This is a genomic window from Streptomyces cellostaticus, assembly GCF_023630175.1.
GTDB lineage: Bacteria > Actinomycetota > Actinomycetes > Streptomycetales > Streptomycetaceae > Streptomyces > Streptomyces cellostaticus_A.
In genome coordinates this window covers 16,488-34,012 of sequence record NZ_JALLIN010000031.1, presented here as the reverse complement: position 1 = coordinate 34,012, position 17,525 = coordinate 16,488, and the positions used below count along the sequence as shown (strand labels likewise).

Here is a 17,525-nt window from a genome sequence, read left to right as displayed (position 1 = left end):
GTACTGCACGCATCCTCGCACCTGTCACTGACAACGTGCCCACGACCCGGTGCCAAGTGATCTTGATTGGTCAGCTCTGCCCCCAAAAGTGCCTGACCAGTGGTGCGCCGGCGATCAGTTGAGATCGGTCACGTACGGCGCCCGGCAACCAGGGGACCGGGGCGAGCGTCTTCCCTTCGGACCAGGACCCCTGGAGCCACGGCCCCGACGGGCGGAGTCCGGGCGGACCGGCGAACATCGACGGGAACGCCTACGTAGTGCCCTGTGTACCGGCACTACAGTGGGTCGGAACACCAGAACACCGGCATGCAAGCAGCAGGGAGCGCGTGACGTGCGGCCAGTCGGCAGCAAGTACCTGCTCGAGGAGCCGCTCGGACGCGGCGCCACGGGCACCGTCTGGCGTGCCCGCCAGCGCGAGACGGCGGGCGCCGAGGCGGCCGTGCCCGGCCAGCCGGGCGAGACGGTCGCGATCAAGGTCCTCAAGGAGGAGCTGGCGAGCGACCCGGACATCGTGATGCGCTTCCTGCGCGAGCGTTCCGTGCTGCTCAGGCTCACCCACCCCAACATCGTGCGGGTCCGCGACCTGGTCGTCGAGGGTGATCTGCTGGCCCTCGTCATGGACCTGGTCGACGGCCCCGACCTGCACCGCTATCTGCGCGAGAACGGCCCGTTCACGCCGGTCGCCGCCGCGCTGATGACCGCCCAGATCGCCGACGCGCTCGCCGCGAGCCACGCCGACGGCGTGGTCCACCGCGACCTGAAGCCCGCCAACGTGCTGCTCCAGCAGTACGAGGGCCGGATGCACCCGATGCTGACCGACTTCGGCATCGCCCGCCTCGCCGACTCCCCGGGCCTGACCCGCACCCACGAGTTCGTCGGAACGCCCGCGTACGTGGCGCCGGAGTCCGCCGAGGGCCGCCCGCAGACCTCCGCCGTCGACGTGTACGGCGCCGGCATCCTGCTGTACGAGCTGGTCACCGGCCGTCCGCCGTTCTCCGGCGGCAGCGCCCTCGAAGTGCTGCACCAGCACCTGAGCGCCGAACCGCGCCGTCCCTCCACCGTCCCGGACCCGCTGTGGACGGTCATGGAGCGCTGCCTGAGCAAGAACCCCGACGAGCGGCCCAGCGCCGAGAACCTCGCCCGCGGCCTGCGGGTCGTCGCCGAGGGCGTCGGCGTGCACGCGAACTCCGCGCAGATCGCCGCCGCCGAGGGCGTGGGCGCGCTGCTCGCCCCCGACCCGGCCCCGGCCGCCGTCCCGGGGGTTCCCGGCGCCGCCGATCCCACCCAGGTGCTGCCGACCAACGCGCCCCACGGGGCGTACGACCCCAACGCCGCGACCAGCGTGCTGCCGCACACCGGCGGCCCGGCCGGCGCCGCGGACCCCACGGCGGTGCTGCCGAACACCGGCCCCCAGGGACAGCAGCCCGACCAGCCGCACCCCTGGCAGAACCAGCTCCGCGCCGCCCGGGACCGCAACGAGCAGACGCAGGTCCAGTACCTCGACCCCGACGACGATCCGCTGCGCCGCCGTCCCCAGCGCCAGGTCGCCCGGCCGCAGCAGCCGCGCCAGGCCCAGCAGGGGCGCCCGCAGCAGCCGCAGCCGCGCGGCAGGCAGCAGCCGCACGCCGGGTACGGCTACCCGGACCAGCAGCCCCAGCAGTACGCCCCCCAGCGGCAGCCGCAGCGTTACGCGCCGCCCCCCGCCGCGGAGCCGCAGCGTCCCGCGCGCGAGCCCAGGGCGCCGCGGCAGCGCAGCGCCAACCCGATGAAGGTCCCCGGACTCGGCTGCCTCAAGGGCTGCCTGTTCACGATCGTCATCCTGGTCGTCGCGAGCTGGCTGGTCTGGGAGCTGACCCCGCTGCACACCTGGGTCGGCCAGGGCCGGGGCTACTGGGCCCAGCTCAGCGACTGGGCCGGCCAGGTGGGCGACTGGATCAAGCAGCTCGACACTTCCGGCGGCGGCAACTGAGCTCAGCGCCAGTTTGGAAACTTGTCGACATCTGGCGGGTGATTTCCGCCTCGGCGGTGAAGGTTGGCTCGTTCGACGCGTAGTTTTGTCGCCCAGGGGTCCTGGTCTGTCGGCTGGGGGTCCGGGGGTGTCCCCCGGAATGACGCAGCGGCGACAACACGCGTCGGTAGGAGCAGTCTTGGCACGGAAGATCGGCAGCCGGTACACCGCGAACCAGATCCTGGGGCGGGGCAGCGCCGGCACGGTGTGGCTGGGCGAGGGACCGGAGGGGCCCGTCGCGATCAAGCTGCTGCGTGAGGACCTCGCCTCCGACCAGGAGCTCGTCGGGCGCTTCGTGCAGGAGCGCACCGCGCTGCTCGGCCTGGAGCACCCGCGCATCGTCACCGTGCGCGACCTGGTCGTCGACGGCAACGACCTGGCCCTGGTCATGGACCTGGTGCGCGGCACCGACCTGCGCACCCGCCTGGAGCGCGAGCGGCGGCTCGCGCCGGAGTCGGCCGCGGCGATCGTCGCGGACATCGCCGACGGGCTCGCGGCCGCCCACGCGGCCGGGATCGTCCACCGGGACGTGAAGCCCGAGAACATCCTGCTGGACATGCAGGGCCCGCTCGGGCCCGGCGGATCCCACCCCGCCCTGCTCACCGACTTCGGTGTGGCCAAGCTGATCGACTCCCCGAAGCGGACCCGCGCGACGAAGATCATCGGCACCCCGGACTACCTGGCCCCGGAGATCGTCGAGGGCCTGCCGCCGCGCGCCGCCGTGGACATCTACGCGCTGGCCACGGTGCTCTACGAACTCCTCGCGGGCTTCACGCCGTTCGGCGGCGGCCACCCCGGCGCGGTGCTGCGACGCCACGTCACCGAGACCGTCGTGCCGCTGCCCGGCATCCCCGAGGAGCTGTGGCAGCTACTCGTGCAGTGCCTGGCCAAGGCGCCCGCCTCCCGGCTGCGCGCCTCGGAGCTGGCGGCACGGCTGCGTGAGCAGCTTCCCCTGCTCGCCGGGCTGCCCCCGCTGGACGTGGACGAGCCGGACGCGGAGTCGGCCGACGAGGCCGAGGACCCCGCGGCGCGGGACCCGGCCGGGGACCAGCCGGCGCGGCGGCGGGGCGCGGTGTCCCTGGTGCCCGGCGCCAGACCCGACTCCAACCGCGACACCCACACCTCGATGCGGGTGCCGGCGCCGGACGAGCTGGCGGGCGGGGCCCACGGCACGGCACGGGCGCCGCGCGCCACGGGTGCCCCCCGGCCGGGCTCGGCACGGCACCGGGCCGCGATGCGGCGGCGCCGGATCACGCTGGGCGTGGCGGGGGTGGTCCTGGCCGCGGCCGTCGGTGCGGGGGCGTGGGCGGCGACGTCGGGCGGCGACGAACCCCCGGCGGACACCCACAGCACGTCGGCGCCGTGACGCCCGGGCGGGCCGGGGCGGCACCGACCGCCCACGGGTTCGGGCGAGCCACCCTGCTCTGGCCGCCCGGCGGAGCCGTTACGCTGGATGCGTGGCAGTCGTCGATGTATCCGAAGAGCTGAAGTCCCTCTCCTCGACCATGGAGTCGATCGAGGCCGTCCTGGACCTCGACAGGATGAGGGCAGACATCGCCGTGCTCGAGGAGCAGGCGGCCGCGCCGTCCCTGTGGGACAACCCGGACGAGGCGCAGAAGATCACCAGCAAGCTCTCCCACCTCCAGGCCGAGGTCAGGAAGGCGGAAGGGCTGCGCGGCCGGATCGACGATCTCGCCGTCCTCTTCGAGATGGCCGAAGAGGAGGACGACCCGGACACCCGGGCCGAGGCCGAGTCCGAGCTGGTCCTCGTCCGCAAGGCGCTGGACGAGATGGAGGTCCGGACGCTGCTCAGCGGTGAGTACGACGCGCGTGAGGCGGTCGTCAACATCCGCGCCGAGGCCGGTGGCGTCGACGCCGCCGACTTCGCCGAGAAGCTCCAGCGCATGTACCTGCGCTGGGCCGAGCAGCGCGGCTACAAGACCGAGGTCTACGAGACGTCGTACGCCGAGGAGGCGGGCATCAAGTCCACCACCTTCGCCGTGCAGGCGCCGTACGCCTACGGCACCCTCTCCGTGGAGCAGGGCACCCACCGCCTGGTGCGCATCTCGCCCTACGACAACCAGGGCCGCCGCCAGACCTCCTTCGCGGGTGTCGAGATCCTCCCGGTGGTCGAGCAGACCGACCACATCGAGATCGACGAGTCCGAGCTGCGGGTGGACGTCTACCGGTCGTCCGGTCCCGGTGGCCAGGGCGTGAACACCACCGACTCCGCGGTGCGCCTGACCCACATCCCCACCGGCATCGTCGTCTCCTGCCAGAACGAGCGCTCGCAGATCCAGAACAAGGCGACGGCGATGAACGTCCTCCAGGCCAAGCTGCTGGAGCGGCGCCGGCAGGAGGAGCAGGCCAAGATGGACGCCCTCAAGGGCGACGGCGGCAACTCGTGGGGCAACCAGATGCGTTCCTACGTGCTGCACCCGTACCAGATGGTCAAGGACCTGCGCACCGAGTACGAGGTGGGCAATCCGGAGGCCGTGTTCAACGGCGAGATCGACGGGTTCCTGGAGGCCGGTATTCGCTGGCGCAAGCAGCAGGAGAAGTAACTTTGTCGACATGACAACTGCCGCCCCCGAGGCGGCAGTTGTCATTTGTCTGGGTTCTACATCACACTCACAGGTTCCAAGTCGCGGCAAAGGCCGCCCCGTCGGACATTGCGCCCGCAATGGCCTTGACGATGCTTTGAAAAATCGGAAAGGTGAAGCGTGGCATGCGTATTTCTGGGGCGCATGTGAACCGGGGGAAATGACGCAGATGTCGTCACCGCTGCCCTCGTCGATCACGGCACGCCCCAAGCGCCGCCTCATTGACGACAGCTACTGGGGGTAGCAACCACATGACGAAGAAGACGCGGATCCGGGTCGCGCGGATAGCCGCCGGCGCCGTGATCGCGGCCGGCGCCTCGCTCACCGCCGCGGGTGCCGCCTCGGCCCTGGACCTCGGTGTCCAGGCCGGGCCGATCACCCTGGGCGTGAGCACCGAGGGCGGAGAGGACGACGGCGGGACCGGCTGCGACCCGATCGGGGTTTGCGACACCGGTGGTCAGACCGATGGCGGTCAGACTGATGGTGGTCAGACTGACGGTGGTCAGACTGATGGTGGTCAGACTGATGGTGGTCAGACCGACGGTGGTCAGACTGATGGTGGTCAGACCGACGGTGGTCAGACTGATGGTGGTCAGACCGACGGTGGTCAGACTGATGGTGGTCAGACCGACGGCGGTCAGACTGATGGCGGCCAGACCGACGGCGGTAACGGGAACTCGGGCGGCAACGGGAACTCGGGCGGCTCCGGCTCCACCGGCGGCAACGGGAACTCGGGCGGCTCCGGCTCCACCGGCGGCGACAGCTCCACCGGCGGTACCACCACCGGCGGCGGCTCCACCGGCGGTACCACCACCGGCGGTGACACGCCCCAGGGTGGCGGCAACGACAACGCCTCCCAGGAGGAGGGCTCCTCCGCCCTCACCGACACGGGCTCGGACACCACGCCCCAGGGCGGCGACAAGCAGCTCGCCGAGACCGGTGCCGGACAGACCGCGTTCCTGCTGGTCGGCGCCGCGACGATGATCGCCGGCGGTATCGGCTTCCGCTTCCTGCCGCGGCTCGTGAACGGCCGGGGCGGCGCCGCCGCCTGAACGTAGCCGCACGGCGACGTTCCGCACACGGCACGCACCACCGAGGGCCCGGAGCTTCCCGCTCCGGGCCCTTCGGTCGTCCTGACCGGATCTTCCTACGCGGTCTGGTGGGCCAGCAGCGCCACCGCGGCGATCAGCACCGCGAGCAGCGCGATCAGCGCCATGGGGTTCAGCCCCGCGAAGAAGCCCTCCTGCTGCAGCCGCTCGCGGTTGGCACGGCACACCGGGCACCGGCCCTCACTCACGGGCGACGCGCAGTTCGCGCACACCAACCGGTCGTATGTCATGCGCTCGCCCTCCTCGCGCCGGCCATCACCCATACAACGCACACGGGAACCAGAACGTTCCCCCTCCACTGTGCCAGGTTCCCCCGCAAAGGGCGCGGGCTCCCCGAGAACCCCGAATCCCGCCTGTACAAAAACACCCAAGCCGCGACCAACCGCGACCGGGCCCTGCGCTCGCGCTCCCGGTTCGCGTATGGTCACGCTCATCTACCTCCGGCGACCCGTGGTGCATCCGTGATCCGATTCGACAACGTCTCCAAGGTCTACCCCAAGCAGACCCGCCCGGCCCTCAGGGATGTCTCCCTGGAGGTCGAGAAGGGTGAGTTCGTCTTCCTCGTGGGGTCCTCCGGCTCCGGCAAGTCCACCTTCCTGCGGCTGGTGCTGCGCGAGGAGCGGTGCAGCCACGGCCAGGTGCACGTCCTCGGCAAGGACCTCGCACGCCTCTCCAACTGGAAGGTGCCGCAGATGCGCCGCCAGTTGGGGACGGTGTTCCAGGACTTCCGCCTGCTGCCCAACAAGACCGTCGCCGAGAACGTGGCCTTCGCGCAGGAGGTCATCGGCAAGTCCCGCGGCGAGATCCGCAAGTCCGTGCCGCAGGTGCTCGACCTCGTCGGGCTCGGCGGCAAGGAGGACCGGATGCCGGGTGAGCTGTCCGGTGGTGAGCAGCAGCGCGTGGCCATCGCGCGGGCCTTCGTCAACCGGCCCAAGCTGCTGATCGCGGACGAGCCCACCGGCAACCTCGACCCGCAGACCTCCGTCGGCATCATGAAGCTGCTCGACCGCATCAACCGGACGGGCACCACCGTCATCATGGCGACGCACGACCAGAACATCGTGGACCAGATGCGCAAGCGCGTCATCGAGCTGGAGAAGGGCCGCCTCGTCCGAGACCAGGCCCGCGGCGTCTACGGCTACCAGCACTGACCCGCCGCACCAGTCACGTCCACGGAAAGGCTTGATCCGACGCCATGCGCGCCCAGTTCGTCCTGTCGGAGATCGGTGTCGGTCTCCGCCGCAACCTGACGATGACCTTCGCCGTCATCGTCTCCGTCGCCCTGTCCCTGGCCCTCTTCGGCGGCTCCCTGCTGATGAGCGACCAGGTGAGCACCATGAAGGGCTACTGGTACGACAAGGTCAACGTCTCGATCTTCCTGTGCAACAAGAGCGACGCGCAGTCGGACGTCAACTGCGCCAAGGGCGCGGTCACCGAGGACCAGAAGAAGCAGATCCGCACCGACCTCGGCAAGATGACCATCGTCGAGAAGGTGACCTACGAGTCGCAGGACGACGCGTACAAGCACTACAAGGAGCAGTTCGGCAACTCCCCGCTGGCCGGCTCGCTGACGCCGGACCAGATGCAGGAGTCGTACCGCATCAAGCTCAAGGACCCGCAGAAGTACCAGGTCATCGCGACCGCGTTCAACGGGCGGGACGGAGTGCAGTCGGTGCAGGACCAGAAGGGGATCCTGGACAACCTCTTCCAGCTGCTGAACCTGATGAACCGGGCGGCGCTCGGTGTGATGGCGCTGATGCTGCTCGTGGCGCTGCTGCTGATCGTCAACACCGTGCGCGTGTCGGCGTTCAGCCGTAGGCGTGAGACCGGGATCATGCGCCTCGTCGGCGCCTCCGGCTTCTACATCCAGGCGCCGTTCATCATGGAGGCGGCGGTCGCCGGACTCATCGGCGGAGGCCTCGCCTGCGTCTTCCTGGTCGTCGGGCGGTACTTCACGATCGACCACGGCATGGCCCTGTCCAACAAGCTCACCCTGATCAACTTCGTCGGCTGGGACGCGGTGTTGACCAAGCTGCCGCTGATCCTCGCCACCAGCGTGCTGATGCCCGCCCTGGCGGCCTTCTTCGCGCTGCGCAAGTACCTGAAGGTGTGACGCATCCCAAGAGGGCCGTACGGGCGTCCGCCCGTACGGCCCTTCGTCGTTGTCCTAGACTCACCGCCATGTCAGGCCGTGACCCGCTCTGTCAGCCCCGCCGCACCGGCCGTGGGGCCGCCCTGACATTGGTCTTCGCCTGCGCCCTGGTCGCCGGCGCCGCCACCGGCTCCTTCCCGGACACCGGCCAGGGCGCCCGGTCCGGCCCCAAGTCGGCATCGGCTCCGGCGCCTTCGGCCACCCGGCACGAGGCCGTGCGGCGGGCCGCCGCCAAGGCGATGGCCGAGGGCACGTCGCCCATGGAGGCCGCCGAGCGGGCCGTCAGCCGCAGCGGGGACCGCTGGGGCGCCGTCTACTCCGAGGGCGAGTACCAGGAGTTCCAGGAGGCCCTGGACGGCCAGTACACCGGCACCGGCCTCTTCGCGCGGGCCGAGCCGGACGGCCGGATCGCGGTGACCCGGGTGCAGCCCGGCTCACCGGCGGACCGGGCCGGAATCCGCAAGGGCGACCGGCTGCGCAGCGTCGACGGCACGGACGTGGCCGGGTGGCCGGTCACCGACGTGGTCTCGTTACTCCGCGGCGACGCCGAGGACGCGGCCGCCGGTACGGCCGTGACACTCGGCCTGCAGCGCGGCACGCGCGCGTGGAGCGAGACCCTGCACCGGGCCAGGCTGTCCACGGACCCGGTGACCGTGCGCAGGCTGCCCGGCCGGATCACCGTCATCAAGGTCGCCGCCTTCACCAAGGGCTCGGGCGACTCCGTGCGCGCCGCGGTGCACCGGGCCCCGGCAGGCGCCGGCATCGTCCTCGACCTGCGAGGGAACTCCGGCGGCCTGGTCACCGAGTCCGTGGAGACCGCCTCCGCCTTCCTCGACGGCGGCCTGGTCGCCACCTACGACGTCGACGGCGCCCAGCGCGCCCTGCACGCCGACACCGGTGGCGACACCGGCCGGCCCCTGGTCGCCCTGGTCGACGGCGGCACGATGAGCGCGGCCGAGATGCTCACCGGTGCCCTGCAGGACCGGGGCCGCGCGGTCGTGATCGGCACCCGCACCTTCGGCAAGGGCTCCGTGCAGATGCCCACCGAGCTGCCCGACGGCTCGGTGGCCGAGCTGACCGTGGGCCACTACCGCACCCCGTCCGGCCGCGCGGTTGACGGACGCGGCATCATCCCCGACCTGGACGCCGGGCCGCAGGCGCTGCGGCGGGCCGAGACGGTCCTGGGCGGCCTGGGCGACCCCTCGTAGCCCCCTTTAAACGCACTTCCCCCGCACCCCCTCCATGGTGCGAAAATGGTCGGCACTATGGCTAAGGAAAAAGGGCGCAAGCTGATCGCGCAGAACAAGAAGGCGCGGCACGACTACCTCATCCTCGACACGTACGAGGCCGGTCTCGTGCTCATGGGCACCGAGGTGAAGTCGCTGCGCCAGGGGCGCGCCTCGCTGGCCGACGGCTTCGTGCAACTGGACGGTCACGAGGCGTGGCTGCACAACGTGCACGTGCCCGAGTACAGCCAGGGCACCTGGACCAACCACAGCGCCCGGCGCAAGCGGAAGCTGCTGCTGCACCGCGACGAGATCGACAAGCTCGAGGCGAAGTCCCAGGAGACGGGGCACACGATCGTGCCCCTCGCCCTGTACTTCAAGGACGGCCGGGCCAAGGTCGAGATCGCGCTGGCGAAGGGCAAGAAGGAGTACGACAAGCGCCAGACCCTGCGGGAGAAGCAGGACCGGCGCGAGGCGGACCGCGCGATGTCGGCCGTGCGGCGCAAGCAGCGGGCCTAGCCCTTGGACCCGCGCGCGAGGCGGGACCCGCGCGAGGGCGCGACCGGCGCGACCGGCGGGAATAGGCTGGCACCGACCTGCGTTGGTCACGTACGATGGCAGCGCACCCCACAGAGGGTGCGAGCCCCCTCTCCGGAGGGATTGAAAAATCAACATGGGGATGATCGGTTTCGACAGCGGCTGTCGAAGCAGGGGAAGCGTGTCGAGGAAGCGGCCATGATCTCGTAAACCACAGGCCGAAAAAAATAATCGCCAACACCAAGCGCGATTCCTCCCACTTCGCCCTCGCTGCCTGATAAGCAGCTAGGCGAAGCTCTCACGGGAGTGTCAGCCCGGGCTTGTTCCCGTCCCGGATCCTGGCATCGACTAGGGAACTAAACCTTGATCCCGGTCACGGGGTGAAGAGGGAAACCAAACAGTGACTGAGCCCGTCGGCGACTTGTTCGCGTGATCGCCGGGGCTGAGAAAAGCGAAGCGAACTGCACACGGAGAAGCCCTGGTTCCGCACCGTTGGACGCGGGTTCGATTCCCGCCATCTCCACTCATCCCATGTAGGCACAGGCCCCGTCGCTCCGAGTGACGGGGCCTTTGTCGTGGTCGCGAACCGGTTCGGGCGACGACCCCCGCGGAATCGCCGGATCGTCCGGAGGAGCGGGTCGCGCCCGCCGCCTCGCGTCCGAGCGTGGCGATCCCGCCGGCTCACGGCCGCTCCGGGGCCGTACCGGGATGCCGGGGCTCCCCAGGACGCGCCTCCCGCCCCGCCCAGCCGATCGCCGCCGCGGCCCCCGCGGCGAACGCCGGTACCGCGAAGCCCGCGGCCGGCGAGCCGTGCTCGGCCGCCCAGCCACCGGCCGCCGAGCCGCCCGCGACACCGGTGAGCAGGCCGGTGACGACGAGGCTCATGCCCTCGTTGATCCGGTCCGCCGGGGTGCGGGTCTGCACCAGGGTCATCGCGGTCACCATCGTCGGCGCCGTCGCCATCCCCGCCACCAGCAGCGCGCCCGCCAGGGCCACGAGGGAACGCGTGGTGGCGGCCGCCAGCCAGGGCAGGGTCATCAGGGCGGCCATCGCGAGCAGACAGCGGGGCAGGTTCGCACGCCCGGCCGCTTCCACGGCCCCGTGGAGCAGACCGGCCGCGCACGAGCCCGCCGCCTGCAACGCGAGCACCGCACCGGCCGCCGTCCGGTGCCCCTGGCCGTCGGCGTAGGCGATCGTGACGACCTCCGTCGAGCCGAACACCGCGCCGGTCGCCACGAAACAGGCCAGCAGTGCCGGAACCCCCGGGCTGCGCAGCGGTGACCGGCCCTTGGAACGGACCAGCGGCGGTGGCTCGGTGGACCGCTGCGCGGTGAACAGCAGCATGCCGGCCAGCAGCAGCACGGACCCGGCGAGCGTGCCCGCCTCCGGGAAGAACGTGCCGGTCAGGAAGGAGGCCAGGACGGGGCCCAGCATGAAGCACAGCTCGTCGGCGGCCTGCTCGAAGGAGTTGGCGGTGCGCAGGGCGCCGGGGTCGTCGCGCAGCAGGTGGGCCCAGCGGGCCCGGGACAGGCCGCCGATGTTGGGAGTGGCGGCGGTGGCGGCGTAGGCGGCGAACAGGGTCCAGTCCGGGGCGCCGCAGCGCACGCACAGCAGCAGGGCGAGGCTGCCCAGGACGGCCGTGAGGGTGGCCGGCACGGCGACCCGGGCCTGCCCGTGCCGGTCGACGAGCCGTGCGATCCACGGCCCGGCCACCCCGGTCGCCGCGAGTCCGACGGCGGTGACGGCGCCTGCGAGCGCGTACGAACCCCGGGCCCCGGCGATCATCACGACCGCGCTCACGCCGAACATGCCCATCGGCAGCCGCGCGACGAGATTGCCCGCGGTGAAGGCGAGCGTGCCGGGGCGGCCGAGGAGTCCCCGGTACGCGCGGAGCCATCCCCTTCCCCTGGCTCCGGTCCGCTCCCCGCACTGCTCGTCCGGTATCCGGCTGTCCTCGGTGGTCTGTCGCGGCATGGTCCAACGGTGGCCCGGAGCGGATCACCGGGTCCAACACCTTCTCGGTGCCGACTCACCCGCCCGCGTTGTGAATCGGCGCTGTAGATTCGCCGCCATGCCCGCTCCCGCCGCCGTGGAACCGCGCCTGCTGCGCGCCTTCGTCGCCGTCGCCGAGGAGCTGCACTTCACCCGGGCCGCGGCCCGTCTGTACGTGGCGCAGCAGGCGCTGAGCCGGGACGTGCGGCGGCTGGAGCGCGAGCTGGGCGCCGAGCTGTTCGTCCGGACCACCCGGCAGGTGGCGCTCACCGTGGACGGCGAGCGCCTGCTGCCGCACGCCCGGCGGGTCCTCGCCGCCCAGGACGACCTGCTCGCCGCCTTCGGACAGGCCCGGCCGCTGCTGGTCGACCTCAACTCCGCCGGTCTGCTCACCGCCCGCCGGGTGCTGCACCGGGCCCGCGAACTCGCCCCCGACTGCGAGCTGATGGCCCGCTACGAGAGCGGCCTGACGGGAGCGGCGGCCGAGGTGCTCGCCGGTCGGCTGGACGTCTCCTTCGGGCGCTTCGCGGGCCTCGACCCGGCCCTGCGGTCCGGGCTCGAACAGCAGCCGGTGCGTTACGAGCCGATGGCGGTCGTCCTGCCCGACGACCACCCGCTGGCGGCCCTGCCGGAGATCCCGCTGGCGGCGCTGGCCGGGGAGACGGTGTACGCCGGCGCGGGCAACCCGCGCACCCGGGAGTGGACCGACCTCGCGATTCACCTCTTCGAGGGACGTGGTATCCGACTCGCATCACCCCTTCCGCTACCGGTCGGCGACGAGGAGTTCGAGCGGATCATGGCGAAGACCCGGAACGTGATCCTGGCCGTGGTGGACTTTCCGGCCATGCCCCGTTCGGTGCTGCGGCCACTCGTCGATCCGGTCCCCCTCTCGCCCGTGTCACTGGTGTGGCGCAAGGGCCTGACGCATCCCGGTCTGACCGCGCTCCGCAGGGCCGCGAGCGACATCGCGAGGGCCGAGAGATGGCTGACGCGACCCGCCGACCGATGGATTCCAGCCGTGGATGATGATGTGATGAGCGTCCAATAGGTGGCCCGTGGCAAGCACAAAACCTCCGCATGCGCTACATTCATGGCCCGAGCACGGTGTGGTACAGGGGGCGCTCGGGCTGGGTGGGGGCCTGGTTCGAACGATGGGTGCTCGATGTCGATGCGCACCCGGAACTGTCCCGTGGGGGGATGTGCGCACGTGAAAGAGTGGCGAGAAGACGCCCAACCGGAGTGGCCCGAAACGGCATCCGCGCCCTGGGAACGCCCGATGAGGGGTGGTCACACCCAGGTGTTCCCGGAGTCCGGAGCCCACGCGAGCGGCGGTCACGCCGGTTCCGGCCACCCGAGTGGCCGTCACCCGGGGGGCGCGGCGTTCCCCGACTCCGGTGACGTCCGCGGTGCCGGCGCCTTCCCGGCGAACGGGATACCCCGGGGCGGTCGCGCCGCCCGGACCGAGGCCGACGGGACGGCCGTACTCCCGCGGGCCCGCAACGACCGCAGAGCCGCGGACTTCCGCCGCGCTCCGGAGCGCGACGCAGCCCGCGCCGCGGATCCCGAGCAGACCACCGTGCTGCGCCGGGTGAGGGCCGGCGGGCCCGCGGGACCCGGCACCGCCGAGCCCCCGAGCGATCCCTGGACCGAGCCCTTTCCCACCATTCCCACCCAGCCCACCGCCGCCGACCCCACGCACGACCCGCACGAGGTGACGGTCCAGATGGACGCCGTCCAGCTCGGCGACGGCCGGCTGACGCCGGTCCCGGGCAGTGCGCACGGCACCGGCCGCGAGACCGCGGACGGCCCCGTCTTCGTCGACGAGTCGGGCCGCCGCAGCCGTACCTTCCGCCGCCTCGGCCTGATCGTGGGCCTGGCCTGCGCCGTGTACGCCGTGATCATCGTGGCGACGCTGTTCTCGGGCAGCTCGGACGCGCCGTGGACACCCGTCCCGCAGAACGAGGACAAGCCCGCCGGGCAGGTGAACAGCTCGCCGGTCCCGGCCGAGTCCGCCGAGCCGTCCGCCACCGCCAGTGCCTCGCCCAGCGCCGGCACCGGCGCGAGCCAGGGCACGACCCCCGCCCCGAGCGCCTCCGCGCCGGCACCCGCCGCCGGCTCGGCCACCGGCGCCGCCCGCGTGGACAGCTCGGCCGGCTCCCGGCCGACGACCACCGGGCCCACCTCCGGCACCTCCGGCACCGGCGGCGGCACGGCGTCCGGCGCCCCGCCGTCCACCTCGGCCGGTGGTACGCAGACCGCGCCGAGCAGCCCGTCCGGTGCTCCCGAGTCCCCGGTCGAGGGCACCGCCGGCGCCGGTGCGGCGGCCGGGCAACCCGCCCCGCAGTCCCTCTCACTCGCGGAGAAGCCGATCCCCGGCGCCTCCCACCTCACCCCGTCCCCGGAGCACAACCTCTGATGGCATCACGCAACCGCCGTCACGGTGCCGCACGCGGAGCCCGTGGCGGCTCCCAGCGACGACGCCTGCCCATGCGCCTGCTGCTGCCGCTGCTCGTCCTCGTCGCGCTCGTGGCGATGCTGATGCTGCGCGGCTACGTCCACAGCGAGATCCTCGCCGACCACCGCATCCGGCCCGAGGCCGCCACCGGCAAGGTGCCGGAGAAGATCCTCGACGGCGGCCCGGTCATCGACACCCGCGGTGGCCGCGCCACCAGCGTGCGCGTCCCCGACCACCGCCTCGTCCTCACCTTCGACGACGGTCCCGACCCCACCTGGACCCCGAAGGTGCTCGACGTGCTGAAGAAGCACCACGCGCACGCCGTCTTCTTCGTCACCGGCACCATGACCTCCCGCTACCCGGAGCTGGTCAAGCGCATGGTGGACGAGGGCCACGAGGTGGGCCTGCACACGTTCAACCACCCCGACCTCTCCTACCTGAGCAAGAAGCGCATCGACTGGGAGCTGTCCACCAACCAGCTCGCCATCACCGGCGCCGCCGGCATCCGCACCTCCCTCTTCCGGCCCCCGTACTCCTCGTTCGCCGACGCCATGGACGACAAGTCCTGGCCGGTGACCGAGTACATCGGCACCCGCGGCTACATCACGGTCGTCAACAACACCGACAGTGAGGACTGGCAGAAGCCGGGCGTCGACGAGATCATCCGCCGCGCCACCCCGCACGGCGGCAAGGGCGCCATCGTCCTGATGCACGACTCCGGCGGCGACCGCCACCAGACCGTGCAGGCGCTCGACACGTTCCTGCCGAAGCTCCAGGCGCGGGGCTACACCTTCGACAACCTCACCGAGGCGCTGGACGCGCCCAGCGCGTCCACCGAGGTCACCGGACTCGACCTGTGGAAGGGCAAGGCGTGGATCTTCCTGGTCTCCGCCGCCGACGGCATCACGGACGTGCTGGTCGTGGGGCTCGCGGTGATCGGCGCGCTCGTCATCTCCCGCTTCGTGCTCATGCTCCTGCTCTCCGGTGCCCACGCCCGGAGGGTGCGCAGCCGGAGGTTCCGCTGGGGCCCACCGGTGACCGAACCGGTCTCGGTGCTGGTCCCGGCCTACAACGAGGCCAAGTGCATCGAGAACACGGTCCGTTCACTGATGGCGAGCGAGCACCCCATCGAGGTGATCGTCATCGACGACGGCTCGAGCGACGGCACGGCGCGGATCGTGGAGGCGATGGGCCTGCCGAACGTCCGGGTGGTCCGCCAGCTCAACGCGGGCAAGCCGGCGGCGCTCAACCGGGGCCTGGCGAACGCCCGCCACGACATCGTCGTGATGATGGACGGCGACACCGTCTTCGAGCCGGCCACCGTCCGCGAACTCGTCCAGCCCTTCGGCGACCCGCGTGTCGGCGCCGTGGCCGGCAACGCCAAGGTCGGCAACCGCGACTCGCTCATCGGCGCCTGGCAGCACATCGAGTACGTGATGGGCTTCAACCTCGACCGCCGCATGTACGACATCCTGCGCTGCATGCCGACCATCCCGGGCGCGGTCGGAGCCTTCCGCCGCTCGGCCCTGGAACGGGTCGGCGGCATGAGCGACGACACCCTCGCCGAGGACACCGACATCACCATGGCGATGCACCGCGACGGCTGGCGCGTGGTGTACGCCGAGAAGGCACGGGCCTGGACCGAGGCACCGGAGTCCGTCCAGCAGCTCTGGTCCCAGCGCTACCGCTGGTCCTACGGGACCATGCAGGCGATCTGGAAGCACCGGCGCGCCGTGCTGGAGCGGGGTGCCTCGGGCCGATTCGGCCGTGTGGGCCTGCCCCTGGTCTCCCTCTTCATGGTGGTGGCCCCGCTGCTGGCCCCGCTGATCGACGTGTTCCTGCTCTACGGCGTGGTGTTCGGCCAGACGCAGAAGACGATCGTGGCCTGGCTCGGCGTCCTCGCTCTCCAGGCGGTCTGCGCTGCCTACGCCTTCCGCCTGGACAAGGAACGCATGACCCATCTGATCTCGCTGCCCCTGCAGCAGATCCTCTACCGCCAACTCATGTACGTCGTGCTGCTCCAGTCCTGGATCACGGCGCTCACGGGCGGCCGCCTGCGCTGGCAGAAGCTGCGGCGCACGGGTGTCGTCGAGGCGCCCGGCGGTCCCGTGCCGACCCAGCGCAGCCGCCGGAGCAGCAGTGATCGGAGGCCCGTGGCATGACCCACGGATACACGACCGGTACCCCGGACTCGACGCCGTCGTACGGCTTCCCGCAGCAGCGGACCGCCGAGCCGGGGCCGGTTCCCGAGCCCGCCCCGGCCGCTGCCCCGGCTCCGGCCGCGAAGAAGCCGGGCCGCGACCGCTACCTGGACCTGCTGCGCTCCCTGGCCCTGGTCCGCGTGGTGGCCTACCACCTCTTCGGCTGGGCCTGGCTGACGGTGCTGTTCCCCTCCATGGGCGTGATGTTCGCGCTGGCGGGCTCGCTCATGGCACGCTCCCTCAAGCGTCCGGCGCTCGAGGTGATCAAGAGCCGGGTCCGCCGGCTGCTGCCCCCGCTCTGGGCGTTCAGCGTGGTGGCGCTGGCACTGATGCTGGCGGGCGGCTGGAACCCGGTGAAGGACCCGGACAACGGCGGCATCTGGGGCCTGGTCAAGCTCCTCGACTACATCGTCCCCGTCGGCGCCCCGCCGTTCCCCTGGCACGTGGGCTCCAAGTCCGGTCTGCTGGAGGACACCTGGGCCGTGCAGGCCGCGGGCCCGCTCTGGTACCTGCGGGCCTACCTGTGGTTCGTGATCGCCTCCCCGCTGCTGCTGTGGGCCTTCCGCCGCTTCCCGTGGCCGACGCTGCTGGCCCCCCTCGGCCTGACGGTGGTCTTCGGCACCGGCATCGTCACCATCCCCGGCGAGACGGGCAACGCGGTGACGGACTTCGCGGTGTACGGCGGCTGCTGGGTGCTGGGCTTCGCCCACCACGACGGCCTGCTGGCGAAGATCCCGCGCTACGTCGCGATCTCCGCGGCGACCCTGGTGATGGCCTTCGGCCTGTGGTGGGCCTCGGGCCACCTCGGCCCCGACGGCTGGGACCTCAACGACATCCCGCTGGCCCAGGCCTGCTGGTCCTTCGGGTTCGTCGTCGTCCTGCTCCAGTACTCCCCGTCCTGGCAGGAACTGCCCGGACGGCTGGCCCGCTGGGACAAGCTGATCACGCTGTCCAACAACCGCGCCGTCACGATCTACCTGTGGCACAACATGCTGATCATGGCCACGGTCCCGATCATCGACCAGGCGTACAACCTGCCGTTCATGCAGGGCGACCGCGCGGTGGCCGCCCTCGACTCCAGCTACATGCTGTGGATGTTCTTCCTGGTCTGGCCGCTGATCGGGCTGTCCATCGTGGCCTTCGGCTGGATCGAGGACATCGCGGCCAAGCGGACCCCGAGGCTCTGGCCGAACGGGGTCAAGCGGGGTGGTGGGCGGCGCAAGGCGGTGTGACGGCGCCTCC

At 71.5% G+C, this 17,525-nt stretch carries 14 protein-coding genes and 1 other RNA gene; 13 read left to right on the top strand and 2 right to left on the bottom strand.

What is annotated here, in order from left to right; translation table 11 throughout:
* Positions 1–331: 331 nt before the first annotated feature.
* From MXD57_RS20410 to MXD57_RS20395, 4 genes are all read left to right on the top strand, one after another.
* Positions 332–1,969, top strand: coding sequence for a serine/threonine-protein kinase (locus MXD57_RS20410; RefSeq protein ID WP_250403049.1), 1,638 nt, complete (start codon positions 332–334; stop codon positions 1,967–1,969).
* Positions 1,970–2,147: 178 nt separating this feature from the next.
* Entirely contained in the window at positions 2,148–3,374 is a 1,227-nt protein-coding gene (locus tag MXD57_RS20405; protein WP_250403048.1) for a serine/threonine-protein kinase, read from the top strand.
* A 91-nt stretch (positions 3,375–3,465) separates the two neighbouring features.
* The gene (prfB, locus tag MXD57_RS20400) at positions 3,466–4,572 is read left to right on the top strand and encodes a peptide chain release factor 2 (RefSeq protein ID WP_250403046.1); all 1,107 of its coding nucleotides are present in this window, start codon (positions 3,466–3,468) and stop codon (positions 4,570–4,572) included.
* A 290-nt stretch (positions 4,573–4,862) separates the two neighbouring features.
* On the top strand, positions 4,863–5,663 hold the full coding sequence (locus tag MXD57_RS20395) for a hypothetical protein (RefSeq protein WP_250403045.1): 801 nt from the start codon (positions 4,863–4,865) through the stop codon (positions 5,661–5,663).
* A 95-nt stretch (positions 5,664–5,758) separates the two neighbouring features.
* Here the strand turns inward: MXD57_RS20395 and MXD57_RS20390 are convergent, their stop codons facing one another.
* On the bottom strand, positions 5,759–5,950 hold the full coding sequence (locus tag MXD57_RS20390; RefSeq protein ID WP_199210755.1) for a hypothetical protein: 192 nt from the start codon (positions 5,948–5,950) through the stop codon (positions 5,759–5,761).
* A gap of 231 nt (positions 5,951–6,181) precedes the next feature.
* On the opposite strand from MXD57_RS20390, the gene ftsE reads away from it, so the two are divergent.
* The 5 genes from ftsE (at position 6,182) to ssrA (ending at position 10,161) form a co-directional block, all read left to right on the top strand.
* On the top strand, positions 6,182–6,871 hold the full coding sequence (gene ftsE / locus MXD57_RS20385; protein WP_031159396.1) for a cell division ATP-binding protein FtsE: 690 nt from the start codon (positions 6,182–6,184) through the stop codon (positions 6,869–6,871).
* Positions 6,872–6,915: 44 nt separating this feature from the next.
* Positions 6,916–7,833, top strand: coding sequence for a permease-like cell division protein FtsX (gene ftsX / locus MXD57_RS20380; protein ID WP_250403043.1), 918 nt, complete (start codon positions 6,916–6,918; stop codon positions 7,831–7,833).
* 68 nt (positions 7,834–7,901) lie between these two features.
* Positions 7,902–9,080 carry a S41 family peptidase gene (locus tag MXD57_RS20375; RefSeq protein WP_250403041.1) on the top strand — a complete coding sequence of 393 codons (1,179 nt, stop codon included), beginning with the start codon at positions 7,902–7,904 and terminating at the stop codon, positions 9,078–9,080.
* A 57-nt stretch (positions 9,081–9,137) separates the two neighbouring features.
* Positions 9,138–9,617, top strand: coding sequence for an SsrA-binding protein SmpB (smpB, locus tag MXD57_RS20370; RefSeq protein WP_250403039.1), 480 nt, complete (start codon positions 9,138–9,140; stop codon positions 9,615–9,617).
* Between the two features lie 156 nt (positions 9,618–9,773).
* Positions 9,774–10,161, top strand: a transfer-messenger RNA (tmRNA) gene (gene ssrA, locus MXD57_RS20365).
* A gap of 155 nt (positions 10,162–10,316) precedes the next feature.
* Here ssrA and MXD57_RS20360 read toward each other — a convergent pair.
* On the bottom strand, positions 10,317–11,609 hold the full coding sequence (locus MXD57_RS20360; protein ID WP_250403037.1) for an MFS transporter: 1,293 nt from the start codon (positions 11,607–11,609) through the stop codon (positions 10,317–10,319).
* 97 nt (positions 11,610–11,706) lie between these two features.
* Here MXD57_RS20360 and MXD57_RS20355 point away from each other — a divergent pair, with 97 nt between their 5' ends.
* From MXD57_RS20355 to MXD57_RS20340, 4 genes are all read left to right on the top strand, one after another.
* Entirely contained in the window at positions 11,707–12,675 is a 969-nt protein-coding gene (locus tag MXD57_RS20355) for a LysR family transcriptional regulator (protein ID WP_250403035.1), read from the top strand.
* 228 nt (positions 12,676–12,903) lie between these two features.
* Positions 12,904–14,043 carry a hypothetical protein gene (locus MXD57_RS20350; protein WP_250403033.1) on the top strand — a complete coding sequence of 380 codons (1,140 nt, stop codon included), beginning with the start codon at positions 12,904–12,906 and terminating at the stop codon, positions 14,041–14,043.
* Positions 14,043–16,244 (top strand): glycosyltransferase, encoded by a 2,202-nt coding sequence (locus tag MXD57_RS20345; RefSeq protein WP_250403031.1) that lies wholly within the window; start codon positions 14,043–14,045, stop codon positions 16,242–16,244. The genes MXD57_RS20350 and MXD57_RS20345 overlap by 1 nt, the downstream gene beginning before the upstream one ends.
* Entirely contained in the window at positions 16,241–17,515 is a 1,275-nt protein-coding gene (locus tag MXD57_RS20340; protein WP_250403030.1) for an acyltransferase family protein, read from the top strand. Before MXD57_RS20345 ends, MXD57_RS20340 begins: the two co-directional genes overlap by 4 nt.
* The last annotated feature ends 10 nt before the right edge of the window (positions 17,516–17,525 follow it).